The organism is Paenibacillus sp. NPDC057886 (assembly GCF_042796655.1).
Classification (GTDB): domain Bacteria; phylum Bacillota; class Bacilli; order Paenibacillales; family Paenibacillaceae; genus Paenibacillus.
The window spans coordinates 77,461-97,276 of record NZ_JBHVMZ010000001.1 but is presented as its reverse complement, the minus strand read 5'-3'; the positions used below and the strand labels follow the sequence as shown (position 1 = coordinate 97,276).

Annotated in this window: 16 protein-coding genes; 1 reads left to right on the top strand and 15 read right to left on the bottom strand. The window is 46.5% G+C overall.

All coding sequences use genetic code 11. The features are described 5' to 3' along the window. Positions 1-47: 47 nt before the first annotated feature. The 11 genes from ACFVQB_RS00440 to ACFVQB_RS00390 all read right to left on the bottom strand — a co-directional run bounded on the left by ACFVQB_RS00440 (position 48) and on the right by ACFVQB_RS00390 (position 13,041). Positions 48-611 carry a lytic transglycosylase domain-containing protein gene (locus ACFVQB_RS00440; RefSeq protein WP_063568107.1) on the bottom strand — a complete coding sequence of 188 codons (564 nt, stop codon included), beginning with the start codon at positions 609-611 and terminating at the stop codon, positions 48-50. Further along, positions 608-1,204, bottom strand: a complete 597-nt coding sequence (gene coaE / locus ACFVQB_RS00435) for a dephospho-CoA kinase (protein WP_379434394.1) — start codon at positions 1,202-1,204, stop codon at positions 608-610. Before coaE ends, ACFVQB_RS00440 begins: the two co-directional genes overlap by 4 nt. A gap of 9 nt (positions 1,205-1,213) precedes the next feature. After that, a complete protein-coding gene (locus ACFVQB_RS00430; protein WP_379434392.1) occupies positions 1,214-1,987 on the bottom strand; it encodes a manganese efflux pump in 774 nt (257 codons plus the stop codon). Between the two features lie 154 nt (positions 1,988-2,141). Beyond that, positions 2,142-2,972 carry a DNA-formamidopyrimidine glycosylase gene (gene mutM / locus ACFVQB_RS00425; RefSeq protein ID WP_379434390.1) on the bottom strand — a complete coding sequence of 277 codons (831 nt, stop codon included), beginning with the start codon at positions 2,970-2,972 and terminating at the stop codon, positions 2,142-2,144. A 116-nt stretch (positions 2,973-3,088) separates the two neighbouring features. Next, positions 3,089-5,743, bottom strand: a complete 2,655-nt coding sequence (gene polA / locus ACFVQB_RS00420; RefSeq protein ID WP_379434388.1) for a DNA polymerase I — start codon at positions 5,741-5,743, stop codon at positions 3,089-3,091. Positions 5,744-5,960: 217 nt separating this feature from the next. Further along, a complete protein-coding gene (phoU, locus tag ACFVQB_RS00415; RefSeq protein ID WP_379434386.1) occupies positions 5,961-6,620 on the bottom strand; it encodes a phosphate signaling complex protein PhoU in 660 nt (219 codons plus the stop codon). A 63-nt stretch (positions 6,621-6,683) separates the two neighbouring features. Continuing rightward, the gene (pstB, locus tag ACFVQB_RS00410) at positions 6,684-7,439 is read right to left on the bottom strand and encodes a phosphate ABC transporter ATP-binding protein PstB (RefSeq protein WP_063568101.1); all 756 of its coding nucleotides are present in this window, start codon (positions 7,437-7,439) and stop codon (positions 6,684-6,686) included. Positions 7,440-7,658: 219 nt separating this feature from the next. Beyond that, positions 7,659-8,852: a methyl-accepting chemotaxis protein gene (locus ACFVQB_RS00405; RefSeq protein WP_379434384.1), complete on the bottom strand. Its 1,194-nt coding sequence runs from the start codon at positions 8,850-8,852 to the stop codon at positions 7,659-7,661. Between the two features lie 152 nt (positions 8,853-9,004). Continuing rightward, positions 9,005-9,733 (bottom strand): response regulator transcription factor, encoded by a 729-nt coding sequence (locus tag ACFVQB_RS00400; RefSeq protein WP_053783546.1) that lies wholly within the window; start codon positions 9,731-9,733, stop codon positions 9,005-9,007. A 115-nt stretch (positions 9,734-9,848) separates the two neighbouring features. Further along, complete coding sequence (gene pnpS, locus ACFVQB_RS00395) at positions 9,849-11,678, bottom strand: two-component system histidine kinase PnpS (protein ID WP_379434382.1); 1,830 nt, start codon at positions 11,676-11,678, stop codon at positions 9,849-9,851. Between the two features lie 493 nt (positions 11,679-12,171). Continuing rightward, on the bottom strand, positions 12,172-13,041 hold the full coding sequence (locus tag ACFVQB_RS00390) for an SDR family oxidoreductase (protein WP_379434380.1): 870 nt from the start codon (positions 13,039-13,041) through the stop codon (positions 12,172-12,174). A gap of 452 nt (positions 13,042-13,493) precedes the next feature. Between ACFVQB_RS00390 and ACFVQB_RS00385 the strand changes: the two genes are divergently transcribed. Further along, positions 13,494-15,053: a histidine kinase N-terminal 7TM domain-containing diguanylate cyclase gene (locus tag ACFVQB_RS00385; protein WP_379434378.1), complete on the top strand. Its 1,560-nt coding sequence runs from the start codon at positions 13,494-13,496 to the stop codon at positions 15,051-15,053. A gap of 229 nt (positions 15,054-15,282) precedes the next feature. Here ACFVQB_RS00385 and ACFVQB_RS00380 read toward each other — a convergent pair whose 3' ends face one another. The 4 genes from ACFVQB_RS00380 to citZ all read right to left on the bottom strand — a co-directional run bounded on the left by ACFVQB_RS00380 (position 15,283) and on the right by citZ (position 19,358). Beyond that, entirely contained in the window at positions 15,283-15,708 is a 426-nt protein-coding gene (locus ACFVQB_RS00380; RefSeq protein ID WP_181586571.1) for a hypothetical protein, read from the bottom strand. Positions 15,709-15,846: 138 nt separating this feature from the next. Then, positions 15,847-16,788: a malate dehydrogenase gene (gene mdh / locus ACFVQB_RS00375; protein ID WP_379434376.1), complete on the bottom strand. Its 942-nt coding sequence runs from the start codon at positions 16,786-16,788 to the stop codon at positions 15,847-15,849. A gap of 15 nt (positions 16,789-16,803) precedes the next feature. Beyond that, on the bottom strand, positions 16,804-18,096 hold the full coding sequence (gene icd, locus ACFVQB_RS00370) for an NADP-dependent isocitrate dehydrogenase (RefSeq protein WP_379434375.1): 1,293 nt from the start codon (positions 18,094-18,096) through the stop codon (positions 16,804-16,806). 149 nt (positions 18,097-18,245) lie between these two features. After that, positions 18,246-19,358 carry a citrate synthase gene (gene citZ, locus ACFVQB_RS00365; protein ID WP_379434374.1) on the bottom strand — a complete coding sequence of 371 codons (1,113 nt, stop codon included), beginning with the start codon at positions 19,356-19,358 and terminating at the stop codon, positions 18,246-18,248. Positions 19,359-19,816: the final 458 nt, after the last annotated feature.

Below are 19,816 nucleotides of genomic sequence, written 5' to 3'. Positions count from 1 at the left end.
CTCGGTGCTTCTACTTATTTTAGACCATGAATCCAGAGTGTCTTATTTTAGAACGTATTATAGATCTTTACATATTGATTATAATAATAAATAACGCGTTGTACATAGTGCCGGGTTTCACCAAACGGAATATCTTTGACAGTTTCGAAAGAACCGTCCCATACGCCATCTCTTAGCCATGAGTTCACTTTGCCAGGACCTGCATTGTAAGCAGCAATCATAGCCGCTTCATTCCCATCAAATTGATCTGACAGATTACGTAGATACCAGGTACCCAACTGGATATTCCTTTCAGGCTCGTGCTTCAATTCTTCCAGTGAGGTGCCCGGTATTTTGGCTTGCTCCATAATCCAGTTCGCGGTGTCGGGCATCAGCTGCATTAACCCGATGGCACCTCTCTTGGATTCCTTGCTTGTCTTAAAATTGGTCTCCACCTTGATGATGGAAGCTATGAGAAACGGATCGACCTCATAACTCTGAGACTGGGCACGAATCTCTTCCTTATAATGAATCGGATAGAACCATGACATCCAATTGGTATTCAGGAACAGCACCAATACAAAAGACACAAACATCAACAACAATACCCGTTTCTTACGCAGCAATCTCATAATAGTCCCTTACGATGCAAAAATAAAATGATTTGCTGCTCCGTCTCTGACCACAAGCCGCTGTTATCAATAACCACGTCAGCACGCTGCTTCTTCTCTTCAATGTCCATCTGCACGTCTATACGGGCATCTGCCTGTTCCGCCGTCATTCCATCCCGGCTCATCAGTCGTTCCCGCTGTACAGACCTCGGGACGTATACCACCATCACTTCTTCGAAGCCATCCTCCAGCCCTGACTCGTACAACAACGGAATATCGGATATGACCAGCTTGTCCGGATGTTTATGTTCATATTCAGCAGCGCGCTCGCGCATCTCCTTGCGGATCGCAGGATGTGTAATAGCCTCCAGTGCCTTGCGCTCCTCTGGATTCTGAAACACAATACTGCCCAGCTTTTTCCGATCCAGTGTTCCGTCCTCATTCAATATGGCTTGTCCGAACCGCTGAACAGCCGCAGCCAAAACGGGATGCCCGGGCAGCATTACTTCCCGGGCAATAACATCTGCATCAATGAGCAACGCTCCCTTACTGGCGAGAAAGGTGGACACACTGCTTTTGCCTGTCGCGATCCCGCCGGTTAAGCCAATATTCATTGTTTCACCTCACAACAACTTCATTATTCCCATAAACATTAATAAAAGCGCAGGTAGCACAGATAATCTTCGCATCCAACGCAGAGCAGCAAAGCGTAATCCAACCTTCATGCCCAGTGACAGAAATGCCCCACTAAACAACGCAATAACTAATGCTGTCCACAAAGTCGGGAATCCCAATAATGCTGCCCCCAATCCTGCACCGAAAGCATCCAGAGAAAGAGCTATACCAAGCCACATCGCTTCTTGGACGGAAATACTTCCCGAGTTATCCATATCCGCCTTCGAAGGGCTACGCAGGATTTGTATAACCACACCCAGCTTCCGCAGCTCAAGTGTAAAGACCATTCGTTCCAAAGATCCTCCAGAAGCAGATGGCTCAAGCTCCAGCGCGAGCACCTGATTCCTGCCTTTCGACTGAGCTTCTTGTGAGGCTTGCGTACCACTGCGGATTGTTCCTGCTCCTGTTTCCTCACCCACTCCATTGTCCGTTTCCAGCTGCTCCTTGCCCCGTTTTCGAATGAGTTGCAGCAACGACCATGCGCCAATACCGATCAGAATAACCGCTCCGACAATCGAAGCCGCGTCCGGAGATACGACATGAGACAGAAGCACACCTACTTGCATGGATAATGCAATAACCATACCCGAACAGATGGAAATGACGACAATGGATAACAGCGGAATTTTAGTCCTCCGCAGCCCATATGTAATCCCGACTCCAAAACCATCTAAACTAAGCGCCAAAGCAAGCGCCAGTAATGAAATAAAATGATGCAGCACCCCGGATTCCTCCCCTGTGCGGAACTCGTTCCAACTGACGGTTGCCAGTATGGGTATACGCCCGCTTATTTCTGCCATATCAGTATATGGAGGGAGGAATCCAAGGGTGCTACAATTTGACGATTTCGTTCATGCTGCCAAACCCATCACCGATTTAGAGCAGCGGTTGACACTTCGGACAGTAATGCGTGCCCCTACCGCCTACTACGCTTTTCTCGATTAATGTGCCACAAGTTGCACAGGGTTCAGACTTGCGTCCATATATTTTTAACTGATGCTGGAACATTCCCATCTCGCCCTGTCCATTGACATAGGACTTAATGGAGGATCCGCCTGCATCCACCGCATTCTGCAGCGTAGCCACGATCGCTTCATGCAGCACGGTTAACTGGGCTTCTGTCAATGTCTTGGCAATGGTCTCCGGATGAATACCTGCGCGGAACAAAGCCTCGTCCACATAAATATTCCCGATGCCGACCACATATGCCTGATTTAACAACACGGCTTTGATTTTGGTCGTCCGTTTGCCAACAGCCTCACGGAATGCAGCTACGGTAAACGCAGGATCAAGCGGCTCCAGCCCCAGTTTTAACAAAGGCTTGGATACCAGTTCCTCTCCTGTATTGAAGAGATGCATTGTACCGAATTGACGGACATCCTTGTAACGTAATTCTGTACCATCGGTAAAGTGAAAGATGACATGGGTATGCTTCTCCACTTCCTCATGCTGTTGGTACACCCCGTACCGTCCTTCCATCCGCAGATGGGAGACAAGCACCAGCCCGTCCAGTAAAATACGCAAAAACTTGCCTCTGCGCTCCACACCGATTACGGTATGTCCCGCAAGTTCCATTGCAAATGCATCTATGTCGTCCGGCCGCTGAATAATCCGCGGCAAGCTAACGGTAACTGAGTCAATGGTCTTGCCAACAATAAGTTGATTCAATGTTCTTCTGACTGTTTCGACTTCCGGTAATTCCGGCATGATGTTCTCACCTCCCCTATATTATAACGGAAGATGGCGCTCAGCGGGACCCCTTCTTGTGTCGAAAACAGTTGAAAAATATTTTGTCAAATAACGGAAAACCCGCTTGGGATCTATTATTTAGCCTCGTACCAGTTTTCTCCGTAGCTGACTTCCGCTTTCAGCGGCACTGACAGCTCCAATGCTTTCTCCATCACCAAAGGAACCAGCTCTTTCATCAGTTCCAGCTCATCCGCAGGCACTTCGAATACAAGTTCATCGTGTACCTGTAGCAGCATGCGGCTCTTCAGCTTGCGTTCACGCAGTGCTTCATCCATCTGTACCATGGCAAGCTTGATGATATCTGCCGCAGTTCCCTGAATCGGTGTATTCATCGCTGTCCGTTCAGCAAAGGAACGCAAATTAAAGTTGCTTGCATTGATTTCTGGCAGATAACGACGGCGTTCCAGCAACGTTTTGACATAACCATCCTGACGGGCTTCCTTCACAATATCATCCATATATCGGCGCACACCCTGGAATACTTCAAAATATTGATCGATAAACTGCGCTGCTTCTTTACGCGTAATATTCAGGTTCTGAGACAAACCATAATCGCTGATCCCATATACGATACCGAAGTTAACCGCCTTAGCAGAACGACGCATGTCTCCATCCACCTCTTCTGGCTTCACACCAAACACATCGGAGGCCGTCTTCGTATGGATATCCATGTCCTGAACAAAAGCTTCCTTCAGCCGCTCATCATCTGAAATATGTGCGAGTACCCGCAGTTCAATCTGCGAATAGTCTGCTGCCAAAATGGACCATCCCGGTTCGGAAGTAACAAATACCTTCCTGATTTTACGACCTTCCTCCATCCGAATCGGAATGTTCTGCAAGTTCGGAAACTGGCTGCTCAGACGTCCGGTAGCCGCGATCGTCTGCCGGTAATACGTATGCACCTTGCCATCCTTATCTGAGATCTCTTTGAGCAGTCCTTCTACATATGTGGACTGCAACTTGGCAAGTTGACGATATTGCAGAATGTGCTTAACCACATCATTATATGGAGCCAGCTTCTCCAATACTTCGGCATCCGTAGAGTATCCTGTCTTTGTTTTCTTCACCACAGGCAGACCGAGTTTATCAAATAAAATCTCACCCAGTTGTTTCGGTGAATTCAGATTGAATTCCGTACCGGAAAGCTTGTAGATTTCCGCCATCAACCTGCTGATATTTTCTTCGAACTCACTGCCCAAAGCCTGCAAATCTGCCGTATTAGCCTTAATCCCCTGTTTCTCCATATCAGCAAGAATACGTGACAACGGCATCTCCAGTTCATGGAATAGCGCGTTCATCTCATTGCTCTCCAGCGCCTGCTCCTGAAGTGGAATAATGGCTGCTACCGCCGCCGCTTTCCGACACAGAAAGTCTCCGAGTATATCTGCCTCAGGCACCCTGTATTTTGCACCTTTTCCCATAACCGTATCATCCTCCACCAGGGAAGGAAGACCATACTTCGTGGTCAGGCCGCTGATCGTCTGATTTGATTCGGTTGGATCAAGCAAATAGGCAGCCAGCTGCACATCAAAGGATGCTCCTGCAAACTCAATGCCATGCGCATGCAGTGCCAGATCAACACGGTGCAGATCATAACCGCGCTTGGGTTGTTCTGCATTGCCCAGCCATTCTCGTACTGGTGCCGCCGCTTCCGACTGAAGCAGTTCGGGAGACAGGAATGTATAGGTTCCAGCCGAACCTACGGCAAGTCCAATTAGTTTCGCTTGATGAGGGTTATCACCATGTGTCTCCACATGCAGCACATCAATGGATTCGAGTGAACCGAACAGTTCACTAATCGTTTCTACTGTTGCAACGGAGGACTCTACCGCAGCAGCTGGAACGGCTTCCTGTTCAGAAACTACACTTCCACGGAAAGACAGACGCTCAAGCAAAGACTTGAATTCGAGCTTGGCCAAAGCCGGGCCTGCCAGTGCCTCTTTTAACCCGGCGAACTGCATATCTTCCCAAGTTTGTTCCAATGGAACTTCACGGTGGATCGTGGCAAGCTGCTTGCTCATACGGGCATCTTCGGCGTGAGCCTCAATTTTTTCTTTCATTTTGCCCTTTAGCTCACCTGTGCCGTTAAGAACTTCCTCAACCGAACCGAACTGGTGCAGCAGCTTCAAAGCCGTTTTCTCTCCAACGCCAGGAATGCCCGGAATATTGTCGGACGTATCGCCCATCAGACCTTTGAGGTCAATAATTTGAAGCGGAGTCAGACCGTAACGCTCCTTGATCTGAGCAGGATCGTACAACTCAATCTCGGTTACCCCTTTGCGCGTAAGCCCGATATGCACATGTTCAGAGGCAAGCTGCAACATATCCTTGTCACCCGACACAACGAGAACCTGTCTTCCGGCTTCATCCGCACGTTTCGTTAATGTTCCGATAATGTCATCCGCTTCGAACCCTGCAAGCTCAAACTGGGCAATGCCTAAGCCCTGAAGCAGCTCTTTCAGCAGCGGAAATTGCTCTGACAACTCCGGTGGTGTTTTCTCCCGGCCACCCTTATATTCCTGATAACCTTCATGTCGGAACGTGACTTTGCCTGCATCAAATGCCACCATCACATGTGTCGGTTTATGTTCTTCCAGCAAGCGCAGTAGCATCGTAGTGAAACCGTACACCGCATTGGTGTGCAAGCCTTTTGAGTTAGTTAGCGGCGGCATTGCAAAAAACGCCCTGTAAATAATGCTATTTCCATCTATAAGAATAAACTTGTCCATTCCAGCACCTCGCGTATCGTATGGTCAATCCTTCAATTACATCTACTCTCATGATACCATACACATCTGTTACAACAAAAAAATTAGTCATCTGTACAGATCATAATCTGCCTGCGAAAAAAGGAACTTCCTCCGCGAACGGCCTGTTCACAGGCCACCCGAGAGAAAGTCCCTCAATTTCGTTACAAATAATACCCCAATTCACTGCTGCAGTTACCTATTGATTCAAATCAGGGCGTTTTCCTGTTACCAGATACACCGTGCTCTCACCAATATTTGTTGCGTGGTCACCAATCCGTTCGATGTAACGTCCTACCATCATCAAGAGCATCGCTTGGGAAGCCTTGTTTGGATGGTCTGTCATAAACGAGTAGAGGTCACTGATCATATGACTGTACAATTGGTCAACCTGATCATCGGTCTGCGCCATTTTGTAGGCCAGATCCGTATTTTCTTTCAGGAAGGATTCAATGGATTCCTCAATCATGGCTTTCACAATTTCAGCCATTCTCGGGATATCGACAAGCGGTTTAATGAGCTGCTGCCCATCCATACGAAGGGTCACTTTTGCCACATCCAGCGCAAGGTCACCCATACGCTCCAGGTCACTTGAGATTTTGAAGGCAACGATAATGCGTCGCAAATCCTTCGCTACCGGCTGTTGTGTAATAATGAGCTTGGAACCCAGTTCCATAATCTTGTCTTCCAAGGCATTCAGATTCGCATCATTCTTGATGATGACCTGAGCTTTCTCGGCATCCATCGTCTGTAAACTCTCAATAGCACCATCCAACGCTGTGCCTACATGCTCACCCATTTGCTGAAGCAGTGTGCGCAGTTCCTCAAGCTCCTGATCAAATTCTTTTCTGCGAATCATAGATTCCATGTCCTCCTTATCCATCATCTCCGGACACGCCGGGATCGTTCGAACTCAGCTTGCTTATCCGAACCGTCCGGATATATAATCCTCGGTTCTGGAATCCTGCGGGGTGGAGAACAATGTTTCTGTATCCGCCGCCTCCACCACTTCCCCGTTCAGGAAAAATACAGTACGACCCGATACCCGTGCAGCTTGGTGCATGTTGTGGGTTACCATCACAATCGTATATTTGTGGTGCAATTCCTTGACCAGTTCCTCAATTTTGAGCGTTGAGATCGGATCAAGTGCAGACGTTGCTTCATCCATCAACAGTACGTCAGGCTGCACGGCCAGGGCACGTGCAATACAGAGGCGCTGCTGTTGTCCACCAGAGAGACTGAGTGCCGATTTTTTGAGCACATCCTTTACTTCATCCCACAGTGCAGCATGAACAAGACTCTGCTCAACCAAACGATCCAGTTCGGCTTTTTGCGTCACCCCGTGAAGTCGTGGTCCGTAGGCCACGTTATCGTAGATGGATTTTGGAAAAGGGTTAGGCTGCTGAAATACCATTCCGACCCGCTTGCGCAGCGTCTCTACTTCAATCTCATTGCTATAAATGTCGGAACCGTCCAACATAACTTGTCCTTCCACACGTACGCCTGGAATCATGTCATTCATCCGATTCAATGTACGAAGCAAGGTCGATTTACCGCAACCCGACGGACCAATAAACGCGGTAACCGTCTTCTCCGGCAGGTCCATCGATATATTTTTAAGCGCGTGATGCGTATCATAGTATAGATTAAGTCCTTCAATGTGAATGAGGTCCTTCATGGATGTTCACTTCTCCTTCGCGGCAGGGACAACCAGATTCCCTTTACGTAGACCGATGCCAATGATTGAACCTGGCTCTCGGTCATCTATAATATCCTACCCTCTCATTGTAAAAACAGTATCACTTTCATGTTAACGGAATGTAAAAAGAGACATCTTTCACACCCACGACCCTCCTATCCGATCATTGTGTATGAATGATGCCCATCCTACCTTCATTTAGTCATCCGCCTGGACCATATCTTCCAGTCTCTCCCGAATGTGCTCTGCCAATTCTCCAGCCGTTTTGCCTTCTACGGCAATATCCTCTGCAATATGGGACATGCCCGCTACAGCCGTGTTTAGCTGTTTGAATGCAGCCCCTCCTTCGTTTACATGAGCGGAGCTGTTGTCAATCTCTGCCGCGCTTGCTCTCACCAGTTCTACAGTCTGTCTGGTCAACCCTCCGATATCATCCAGCAAAGAGGACATATTTCCCGCAACCTCACGGGTCTGCTTGGCTAGTGCGCGAATCTCACCAGCGACAACCTGGAAACCCCGTCCATACTCCCCCGCATGTGCCGCTTCAATGGAAGCATTCATGGCGAGTAGCCCGCTTTGGTCAGCCAATGAACGAATGGAGCGTGCCATCCCGGAACCCATGTCGATAGAGCTCAGCATGTCATCAGCGTGCTTCTGCTGAACCTCCATATGCTGATATACATGGTTATAGGAAGCATCAACCTGACTGAGACTGCTCGCTCCCCGTTCGGACAACTGCATGATTTGAGACGCTTCTACCCCCGCCTTTCGAGCTGCTTGAACCAGTTTGATGACGGAGTCGTTGATTCTCGTTATTTCCTGTCTGCTCTGTGTAATAATATGTACACGTTCTTCCGAAGCGACATGCTGCAACTTACGGGAAAGGGACATGACATCCCTCATCGTAAGCACACCCAGCAATCGATCTTCTTCAGTAACGATCAAACAATCGTAGAAATATTGCTCGCTGCGAGCCAGAGCGATGTCAATAATCGCGGTCGCTTCTGCATGCACATCGACAATGACAGGAGAGGAGTCCGCTGCATGGACAACCGGCTTCCGATAGAAGAGATCTGCCGCAAAGCGCCCATTCAACATTCGGTATAATGTCTCTCTCATCAACAAACCTAATGGGTGCATGTGATCATCGCATAATACAATACAAGGGTACTCCTGATCCTGATTGAGCAGGCTTGCCGCTTCCCCACAGGTCGTATGAACGCCAACTACAGGTATTTGACGGCAATAGTCCCGTAATGAGATTACATTCTCTTTGGTGACCCCAACTTCATCATCATCTTTCTGTTCTCCAATGGAAGTTATGACTTGTTCCTGTTGCGTATATCTCATTTCTTTGGGCTGGTCGGGCTTCACTTCGAGTAACATGGGCATAAATGCGCAATCTCCTTTACGTATGAGCTCCGTCCTGAGGTGGAATATGTAGGTACAAAGTATCACTCAGACAGCTTCATCCTACTCCCTATACGTAAAGGAAAATAATTATTTGTGTTTACGGAATGTAAAATAAAACTCCCCGATCATTGTTAACTTGAATGATGGGGAGTTTTTCTTTTTACAACCAATTTATAACCTACACCTCGAATCGAATCAATGTGAACCGATTCCGGGTCCAGCTCGAGCTTTTTCCGCAATGAACTGACGTGAACGTCCACCGTGCGCTGTCCTCCGATATAATCGAAGCCCCAGACCGCATTCATCAGATCATCCCGTGTAAGCACAACACCCGGCTTCTTGGCCAGATAAAGCAGCACCTCGAACTCCTTGGGACGAAGACTGATGGATTGTCCACCCAGTGTCACTTCATACTTCAAAGGATAAATCTCAAGCTCTCCCAGAATAATACGAGAACCATCCTTATCCTCTGGCTGCGGCAAATCTTCACCGTTTGAATAACGTCTTAACACCGCATCTACGCGAGCAAGCAATTCGGATACACCAAATGGCTTGGTAATATAATCATCGGCACCTGATTTTAAGCCTTGCACAACTTCGGCTTCACCGTTTTTGGCTGTGAGAATAATGACCGGCGTACTAACACCCTGAATGCGTAACTTGTTCAGAATATCCAGACCATTCATTCCAGGGAGCATCAGATCCAGCAGAATCAGATCAAACTCCTGGGACAATGCCCGATCATAACCTGAAGATCCATGATCCTCAGCAATAACATCATAGCCCTCTTGTGTCAGGTTGTACGTAAGCAATCTTGATAATGTTGGTTCATCTTCAATAACGAGCAAACGCTGCGCCATGATACCCCTTCTCTCCTATAGGTTGTCTGTTGCCACAACACTTTCTTTATCATAGCACCTAATTGTTAACTCTGTGTAAAACAGCACATTCCTTTTACATTTCACTTCCATCGCACTAGATTTCTTCATCCTGAATTAATGGAAGGATAACACGAAACGTAGTCCCCATGCCAAGTTCGCTCTCTACAGACAGTTTGCCATGGTGCAATTCAACCAGATGTTTCACAATTGAAAGTCCAAGTCCTGTCCCTCCCGAATTACGGGATCTGCCCTTGTCTACCCGATAGAAGCGTTCAAAAATCCGCGGCAAATCTTTCTTCGGAATACCAATTCCTGTGTCGGATACCGCAAAAACAACTTCTTCTTCATCCTCATTATGTTCAACCGACACTTGTAATTTTACCCGACCACCCTCGGGGGTATAATTAATGCCGTTGGATAACAGATTAATAAAGATCTGCTTCATTTTATCCTCATCCGCTTCAATATACAATTCTTCGGGAACATTCATCTCCAGCCGAATCTCTTTCTTCTCCGCCACCTTGGACAGGGTCCCCAGAACCATCTCGAAGAACGAATGCACATGCACAGGTGAACATTGCAGTGGAGCCCGTTTGGACTCAATTTTGGACAATTCCAGAATATCTCCGATCAATCGGTTCAGTCTGTCGCCTTCATCATATATGATTTGCAAGAATGAACGCTCCGTCTCTTTATCCTGTACGCCACCGCTAAGAAGCGTTTCGGCAAAACCTTTGACTGCAGCTACCGGCGTCTTAAGTTCATGAGATACATTCGCTACGAACTCACTGCGCATTGATTCCAGCCTGCGGATTGCCGTTACATCCTGCAGGAGGAAGAGCATCCCCCGATAAGCGCCATCATCTTCGGACATCGGTACTCCATCAATGCGAATCAATTTTTCCACCGGATTGAACACACTCACTTCTTCATGCATCGGTTCTCGCAATGCAACACTCTCTTCAATCGTGCGCGTCAGCTCATAATGCCGCTTCAATTCAATATATGGTTTGCCAGTAACCCGCTCCGCCTGAATGCCAAGCATACGCTCCGCTTCCCGGTTGACCAGGGCAATGGATTGACCTGTATCAATCATGATAATGCCGCCTGTCATGTTGGCAAGCACGCTTTGCAGCAGCGCTTCATTATCTCTAATGGTCTTTAGCTGCATCTGAAGGCTGTCTGCCATTCCATTAATAGCAAGTCCCAGTTGCCCGATCTCATCATTACGGGTGACATCCACTCTCGCATCATAATCCAGTTTGGTGATTCGGTGAGCCACCTTCGTTATATGCTCAATGGGTGATGTCAGTCCCCGCGCAACCCGGTAACTTACCAGAGCCACAATCAGGAACAGAAGGCCCAAGGTGAAGAACATCAAAATCCAGCCCTGCTGGAGACCCTGATCTACAGCTTCAAGACTCATGGATAGCCGAATGTAACCGTCAAATTTCCCACTGGGTAACTCGATCATGTCGCTTTGGTCCGAATTCACAGGAAGTGCCACATACAGCATGTCCTGCCCCAATGTTGCACTATAACGGATCGACTGACCATAGTTCTGCCTAACCGCTTCTTTAATCTCCTGACGGTTCAAGTGGTTGTCCATTGACTTGGGATCGCTCTCCGAGTCGCCAATGACCGTTCCGTCTTTATTGATAAAGGTTACCCGTGAATCCGTCAGTCGATCCAGTTCGATAGCACGTTCTGAATAATATTTCTGTGTCTCTACATTTGTCGGGTCAGATGCATCATGAAACGGGAACGTTGCTTTCAGCAAGTTGATCTCACGCACCATTGTTTGCTCCAGTGCATTAATGTGAGTAGTCTTAAAAACTCTACCCATCGTATAACCCGCCACAATGACGGAAATGCCGATCAGCACCATCATGATAATGGCAAGGCGAATTCGGAACGGTCTCATCTATCTCTTCCTTTGTTATAAAATTAATAATTACATATCCATTTCTATTCGATCATCACGAGTGGTAGGCTGTGAAATGACAAGAAACTCTACGTCTGCTTCGCCCCGATTCTGCATCTGATGTGGCATCCCCGGTGCAAACTCTATCCATTCATTGGGGTTCGAGCATGAACTCTTCCCCGTTATATAGTGTGCCACATTTTGTTTTGCTAATCTTCATGTGACCGCCTCCGAAGCTTACTTGTTCGGTCTATATCATATCACAGATAACATGGAGACCCTGCCATTTTTGATAAGCAGCAGATCGGCGGCTGTTAGAACGATCCACAAGCAAGCCTACTGATAAAATATCATGGTTGTATCAACGCCGATCCCGACTTTTGTAAACAGGATCAAAATCATATCCATTCCGCTATATGCTCATTAAAAAAAGGCGTACCGACCAGTCATGCTGGTAACGATACGCCTTCATTTGAAACACGTCGTCAATGGATTACCCGTTCACCACTTCGCCGCCATTGATGTGCATCACCTGACCGCTCACGTAGGAAGAATCATCCGAAGCGAGATATACATAAGCTGGAGCCAGTTCATTCGGTTGCCCTGGACGTTTCATCGGCTGAGTAGCGCCAAATTCGCTGACCTTTTTCTCGTCAAATGTGGATGGAATGAGCGGGGTCCAAATCGGCCCTGGAGCGACGGCATTCACACGAATTCCCTTCTCAACAACGTTCATCGACAAGGAGCGTGTAAATGAAGTGATTGCTCCTTTGGTAGATGAATAATCAATCAACGTCGGATTTCCGCGATATGCGGTAATGGAGGTTGTATTAATGATTGTACTGCCTTTCTTGAGATGTGGCAGAGCAGCCTGTGTAATATAAAACATGCCAAAAATATTTGTGCGGAACGTACGCTCCAACTGTTCTGGAGTAATATCCTCCAACTGCTGCTGGGGATGCTGCTCCGCTGCATTATTCACGAGAATATCCAGCTTGCCCAGTTGATTAACTGTTTGTTGCACGGATTTCTTGGCAAAGGCATTGTCACCAATGTCACCGGCAATCAATATGCATTTGCGTCCTTCCTGTTCGACCTGACGCTTGGTCTCTTCTGCATCCTCATGCTCACTCAGGTATACAATCGCTATATCCGCGCCTTCCTTCGCATATGTGACGGCAACAGCACGTCCAATTCCACTGTCTCCACCCGTGATCAAAGCAACCTTATGTAACAACTTTCCGGCTGCTTTATATTCAGGTTTCTCAAACTCTGGTTTGGGGTGCATCTCCGATTCGATACCCGGGCGCTGATCCTGATGTTGGGCAGGCATCGTCTTTTTGTTTTGTGTGTCGGTTGACATCTGGCATTTCTCCTTTCAAAATGGAATGTCTGATCCAGTCTCATTCTGTAGGATGGCATTAACAGTGCAGATTATTCCCTTTTCCAACATTCATGTTCCAAAGTCCTTGTCTGTTGTCTCGATACTTACTTACTTACTTACTTACTTACCACTCCCTTTTGGGGGTCAAACAGAAAAATTCCCAATACTAAAATGGTTGTTTCTTTATCGTTTCTCGCAGACATGCTGTCAACTGAGGCAAAGCCGCATTGAATTCGACCTATTTTGCCAACATTCGAAATTTTTCCGAAATTGAACTGTTTCACCGCCCAAATTGTATTCCTATGACTTATGGGCTGATGTACAATGTACAGTAGACAGATAAGCTTTAAAACTACATTAATCCATTTTGAATGAAGTTGTCATACTGCCCAACTAAGCAAATATTCTGATCTAATATGGAGACCTAACCCATGGAATCGCACATTAATTCTTATATAACACTTGTAGCAACTTCAGCTGTGCTGAATGTTTTTCTGTGTTTATATACTTATGTTAGAAGAGCAGAAATCCCCAGTTCGAAAATATTCATTCTCTATACAGCAGCTCTGTCTGTTTACACCTTCGGATACGCGATTGAACTCGCCAGCAATACACTGGAACAGATGAAATTCTGGACGGTCGTCGAATACATCGGCATACCTTTCTCCGCCTCTCTTGGACTGATGCTCATGATGCAATACACTGGTAAAAAGTTATCCAAAAAAGCTTCTGCGGCGCTGTTTGTAATCCCTTCCATTACCTTGTTCATGGTGGCAACAAATGATTTTCATCATCTTTTCTATAAAAGAGTATGGCTAAGAGAAGACAGTTCCGTCCCTCTGATGGATATTGCCATAGGGCAATGGTACGTCGTTCACGGTGCATTCACCTTTTCCTGTCTGTTATGTGCCTGCCTTATTCTCATCAGACAATGGAGACATACCAAAAAGATGTATCGTCGTCAGTTACTCACACTAATCACTTCACAGATTATTCCCATGGTAGCGTCCTTTGTGTATTTGCTTGGTCTGACCCCAGGTGGTATGGACCCTGTTCCGGTTCTCATGTGTATCACATCCGCAATGTACATATGGGCTATTCTCTCGTCCCGTCTGCTAACCATCGTACCTATTGCCAAGGATAGTATCTTTGAGAGTATGCGTGAAGGCGTTATTGTACTGGATAGTTCCAACCGTCTCGTCGACTACAACAAATCTCTGCGTGATATGCTTCCAGAGCTTGATTTGAGCATGGTGGGTCAATATCTGAACGATATATGGCTGTCGCTTGCCGGCGAGACCTTTCCGGTGGAATATGGCCGAGAAGGTCTGCAAACTGATCTGTACTGGCAATTGAATGGGGAGACCGTCTGTTATCAGGTCAGAACCTCCTATGTCTATAACAAAGAAGGACAAGCCGTCGGTACTCTGATAATGCTGATTGATATTACAGAGCAACGTTTCCTTCAGGAACAACTGAAGCAACTGGCTTACTTCGATGGTCTCACCAAAATATATAACCGTACGCAGTTCCTGCTCAGAGGTCGAGAGATACTGGGCGAAGCCCAGCTTAATCTGCAGCCTGCGGCCTTTATATTATTTGACATTGATTATTTCAAACGAATTAACGACACTTATGGACATGACGTTGGTGATCAGGCCATCATTCATGTAGTCTCTGTATGTAATCGTTATCTGAACCCGGAGATGTTGTTTGCACGTTATGGAGGAGAGGAGTTTGTTATCGCAGTTCCAAATGCATCCCTCCAAGATGGTGAACAGCTCGCTGAGAAGTTACGCGTGGCTTTGTTAAATGACCCGCTGGAGGTACAGGGTACTCGTATTCCACTGACTTCAAGCTTCGGAGTAGCACAATATAATGGAGGGTCCGATTCTCTGGAATCCTTGCTGCGCGATGCCGATACGGCACTATATGAGTCCAAGCGTAACGGTCGTAACACCGTATTTTCCCACGCTGTGAGCCTGGGTTAACTAAAATGTAGAGTATAACTACGTGCCCCAAATTATGTCGTTAATTCAAAACTATACCCCTTGCTGATGGTCAGACATTAATCAAGACCAGGTGAACAAAAATAGACAGCCTCTGGGCTGTCTATTTCAATACGGTTCAAGACCTTACTTTCTCATTCAGCTTGTCCCAGCGTTTGAAGTGCAAACGCTTTAAGTTCAGCTCGTAAATAAAACTCGTTCGCAGCTGTTGTTAGATAACCTGGTTATTCACCATCAGATACACCATAATGAGCAGGAATACAGCAAGCAATGTGCTGAACGTACGAATCTTGCTTTGCTCTGCACTGACGTCACGATTGCTTTTCACAGCCTCTGCTGCCAGCCGTAGCGGTTTACCCATAATGCCACCGATTGCCGCAATAGCCAGCAACAGAACGACTACCACGCCCATCCACAGATAGGAATACTCACCCTTGGTCATCAAATAACCACCCGTAAGAAGCTGAATCACAAGTCCGTACTGCGCGATACGGTTCAATGAACGGAGCGATGCAAATGCTCCTTCTTGGGCGGCAACACTCAAGGTACGGATTTTGCCAACCACGAATGGCAAGATCAGATAGAAGCCCATCGCCAGTGCTCCAATAATATGGAGCAGATACATAATCATTGTCAAAATGTCCATCCTCCTCAGAAATTTCAGTCAGTGTGCTATACATCACATCTCATTATACTGGGGAACTTATCCAAAGAAAAGAAAACCTCCGGATGATCCGAAGGTTTTCTGTCTGTTCCTGTCAAAAAGTTTTCAAACTTACAGGTTTACTACTGAAATGACGTTACGAACCGAATCCGCAGATTTGTCCAGTCCCGCTTTTTCTTCAGCAGTCAGTTCCAGTTCAAATATTTTTTCGATTCCGCTACCACCCAGAATGGTTGGCACACCAAGGAACAAGTCATTGTAGCCATATTCCCCTTCAAGGTAAGCAATAACCGGAATAATTCGTTTTTTGTCTTTCAAAATGGCTTCGGTCATTTGCACCAATGAAGCTGCCGGTGCATAATAAGCGCTGCCGTTTCCGAGCAGGTTAACGATCTCACCGCCGCCAACACGTGTGCGTTGTACGATGGCTTCAATGCGCTCTGCCGGGATGAGGGTATCGATTGGAATACCACCAACGCTGGAATAACGAACGAGTGGTACCATATCGTCTCCGTGACCGCCAAGAACGAATCCACGGACATCTTCAACCGATACATTCAGCTCTTGCGCAATGAATGTGCAATAACGCGCAGTATCCAGGACACCGGACTGACCGATTACGCGGTTTTTAGGGAAACCCAGCGTCTGATAAGCTGCATATGTCATTGCATCTACCGGGTTGCTTAGAATAATGACGATGGAATCAGGGCAATATTTTTTCACATTTTCACAAACGGACTTTACGATTCCTGCATTCGTATTGACCAGATCGTCACGACTCATACCCGGTTTACGGGCAATACCTGCCGTAATAATAACAATCTCCGAACCTGCAGCATCCTCGTAGTTGGAAGTACCGACGATATTGCTGTCGAATCCCTGAACAGGACTAGCTTCCATCATGTCGAGCGCTTTACCTTTAGTCGGGTTTTCCAATTGTGGAATATCAACTAGAATAACATCCCCGAGTTCTTTTTGGGCAAGCATCAAAGCCGTTGTAGCTCCGGTAAACCCGGCGCCGACTACTGTGATTTTTTTGCGCTGAATAGTCACGATTCACATCTCCCCTTACAGGTTTTTAATGATTTGATCAGCAAATTCAGAACATTTCACTTCAGTAGCGCCGTCCATCAGACGTGCAAAGTCATAAGTAACTGTTTTGTTGTTGATGGATGTTTCCATACCTTTGTAGATCAGGTTAGCCGCTTCTTGCCATCCCAGATGCTCAAGCAACATAACGCCGGACAGAATAACGGAACCAGGGTTCACGACATCTTTGTCTGCATATTTAGGTGCAGTACCGTGAGTAGCTTCGAAGATAGCATGTCCTGTTAAATAGTTGATGTTAGCTCCTGGAGCGATACCAATTCCGCCAACTTGTGCAGCCAGTGCATCGGACAGATAGTCACCGTTCAGGTTCAACGTTGCGATTACATCGAACTCGCCTGGACGAGTCAGTACTTGTTGCAGAGCGATATCGGCAATAGCATCTTTCACGATGATTTTGCCAGCATCTTCAGCTGCTTTTTGAGCTGCATTTGCTGCATCCGTACCATCTTTTTCTTTGATAATATCGTATTGTGCCCAAGTGAACACTTTGTCAGCGAACTCTTCTTCAGCAACTTCATAACCCCAGTTTTTGAAGGCACCTTCAGTAAATTTCATGATATTGCCTTTGTGTACCAAGGTAACGCTCTTACGGTTGTGATCGATGGCATATTGCACTGCTGCACGTACCAAACGTTTGGAACCTTCAGAGGAAACTGGCTTGATACCGATACCGGAAGTTTCAGGGAACCGGATTTTGTTGGCACCCATCTCCTGTTGCAAGAATTGGATTACTTTCTTCACTTCTTCGGAACCTTCTGCGTATTCAATACCCGCATAGATATCTTCCGTATTCTCACGGAAAATGACCATGTCTACCAGCTCAGGACGTTTAACCGGAGAAGGTACACCATCGAAGTAGCGAACAGGACGCAAACAAGTGTACAGATCCAGTTCTTGACGAAGCGCTACGTTCAGGGAACGAATTCCGCCGCCGATTGGTGTAGTCAGTGGTCCTTTGATCGCTACGATATACTCGCGAATGGCTTCAAGCGTATCGTTTGGCAGCCACTCCCCGTATGTATTGAAGGCTTTCTCGCCAGCAAATACTTCATACCATGCGATTTTTTTGTTGCCGTCATATGCTTTTTCAACAGCTGCATCCAATACACGTTTGGAAGCTTTCCAGATGTCACGGCCTGTACCGTCACCTTCAATAAATGGAATGATCGGGTTATTAGGTACTTGCAGTGTACCGTTATCAATTTGAATTTTTTCGCCTTCAGTTGGGTGAGCAAATTTTTCTAATTTCATTCGTATAATTCCTCCTTGGGTTTCGTAGATACAGTATGATAACACACCGCTTGTCTTATTGGAGGAAGGGTTATAAACATGCTGCTAGTTTTAGCCAGCAGGTTACACCCTTCACCCCGTCCTTTTTTATTATACTGGTTTTGATGCCATTAGCGAAGTTCGATTGAAACGTACTTCTGATCTGTTGGGCCTGTGTACTCGGCACGTGGACGAATAATACGGTTGTCCGCCAGCTGTTCCAGAATATGAGCAGTCCAACCTGATACCCGGCTAATTGCAAAGATCGGTGTAAACAGTACCTCTTCAATACCCAATTGGGTATACACGGAAGCGGAATAGAAATCTACATTTGGTTTCAGACCTTTTTGTCCTGTTACCAGTTCTTCGATCTTCACTGACATATCATACAGTCGTGTATCGTTGTTCATTTCGCCCAGTTCCTTGGACATCTTTTGCAGATGTTTCGCACGTGGATCTCCATTTTTGTATACACGGTGTCCAAAGCCCATGATCTTCTCACGGTTGTTCAATTTTTCTTGAATAGCCGCCTCCAGACGATCAGGTGTACCAATCTCATTCAGCATTTTCATAACGGCTTCGTTCGCACCGCCATGCAATGGTCCTTTCAATGCGCCAATCGCAGAAGTTACTCCCGAATAGATGTCGGAAAGCGTAGCTACTGTTACACGTGCTGCAAATGTAGAAGCGTTCAACTCGTGATCCGCATGCAGGACAAGCGCCTGATCAAGGGCTTTAACAGCGGTATCGGTTGGTTGTTCTCCAGTCATCATATATAAAAAGTTTTCTGCGATGGAAGCGCCTTCTTTTGGAGCCACAGGTTCTTTGCCCTGACGAATACGGGCTATGGCTGCCACAATGGTTGGCAACTGCGCTTGCAGCTTAACCGCTTTGTTCTCATTCGCTTTCGCTGTCATCTCATCAGCCTGCTCATCGTACAGAGCCAGTGCCGATACCGCGGAACGCAGTGCTGCCATGGTACTCATGTTTTTCGGATACAATTGGATTTGTGCAATCAACTCGCTCGGAATCGGCGCGTAATCGCTCAGGCTTTTGCGAAGGGATTTCAGTTCATCGGTAGTCGGCAATTTACCAAACCACAGCAAATAGGCAACTTCTTCAAAGCTTGCATGTTCAGCCAAATCGTCAATATCGTAACCACGGTATGTAAGCACACCGTCTACAATGGAGCTGATCGAAGAGGTTGTTGCAACGATGCCTTCCAGACCTTTGGTAGCTGTCATATTACATCTCTCCTTTAATAAACGAAATCAAGAACCCATCCAGAGTGTCATCTACGTGCTTAAACGCACTCGTCCTTCTTTTGTAACCATTTACATTTTAAAATTAATAAATACCTCAATATCCGGTTTTCATATCTGTCAATCGGTATTTCCTTCTCTCATCATACTGGATTTTGTCGTTTATGTGAACATGATGCGAGGTCATCCGCACATCAAACTTCTTTATCGGTCTGATAAAGCATTTTTGAAAACCTTTACAAAAACAAGGTTGACATTTTATTCTTTTTATATAAATCCATGCTATAAATCAAGTTTCTATTGCTATATTTTGTGAATATAAGGCATACTCTAGGCAAAAGAAAAGATATAAATCGACGACATCCTGGCGTTTCAAATCACTGTATTTGCTCTATATTAACTAGATAGCTTTCCAGCGTTTCCTTTATGGATAGCTTGAA

What these genes read in the sequence shown, in the direction of transcription:
- ACFVQB_RS00440 (WP_063568107.1), bottom strand. Translation starts at nt 611, where the DNA reads ATGAGATTGCTGCGTAAGAAACGGGTATTGTTGTTGATGTTTGTGTCT.
- coaE (WP_379434394.1), bottom strand. Translation starts at nt 1,204, where the DNA reads ATGAATATTGGCTTAACCGGCGGGATCGCGACAGGCAAAAGCAGTGTG.
- mutM (WP_379434390.1), bottom strand. Translation starts at nt 2,972, where the DNA reads ATGCCGGAATTACCGGAAGTCGAAACAGTCAGAAGAACATTGAATCAA.
- polA (WP_379434388.1), bottom strand. Translation starts at nt 5,743, where the DNA reads ATGGACAAGTTTATTCTTATAGATGGAAATAGCATTATTTACAGGGCG.
- phoU (WP_379434386.1), bottom strand. Translation starts at nt 6,620, where the DNA reads ATGATTCGCAGAAAAGAATTTGATCAGGAGCTTGAGGAACTGCGCACA.
- pstB (WP_063568101.1), bottom strand. Translation starts at nt 7,439, where the DNA reads ATGAAGGACCTCATTCACATTGAAGGACTTAATCTATACTATGATACG.
- ACFVQB_RS00405 (WP_379434384.1), bottom strand. Translation starts at nt 8,852, where the DNA reads ATGCCCATGTTACTCGAAGTGAAGCCCGACCAGCCCAAAGAAATGAGA.
- ACFVQB_RS00400 (WP_053783546.1), bottom strand. Translation starts at nt 9,733, where the DNA reads ATGGCGCAGCGTTTGCTCGTTATTGAAGATGAACCAACATTATCAAGA.
- pnpS (WP_379434382.1), bottom strand. Translation starts at nt 11,678, where the DNA reads ATGAGACCGTTCCGAATTCGCCTTGCCATTATCATGATGGTGCTGATC.
- ACFVQB_RS00390 (WP_379434380.1), bottom strand. Translation starts at nt 13,041, where the DNA reads ATGTCAACCGACACACAAAACAAAAAGACGATGCCTGCCCAACATCAG.
- ACFVQB_RS00385 (WP_379434378.1), top strand. Translation starts at nt 13,494, where the DNA reads ATGGAATCGCACATTAATTCTTATATAACACTTGTAGCAACTTCAGCT.
- icd (WP_379434375.1), bottom strand. Translation starts at nt 18,096, where the DNA reads ATGAAATTAGAAAAATTTGCTCACCCAACTGAAGGCGAAAAAATTCAA.
- citZ (WP_379434374.1), bottom strand. Translation starts at nt 19,358, where the DNA reads ATGACAGCTACCAAAGGTCTGGAAGGCATCGTTGCAACAACCTCTTCG.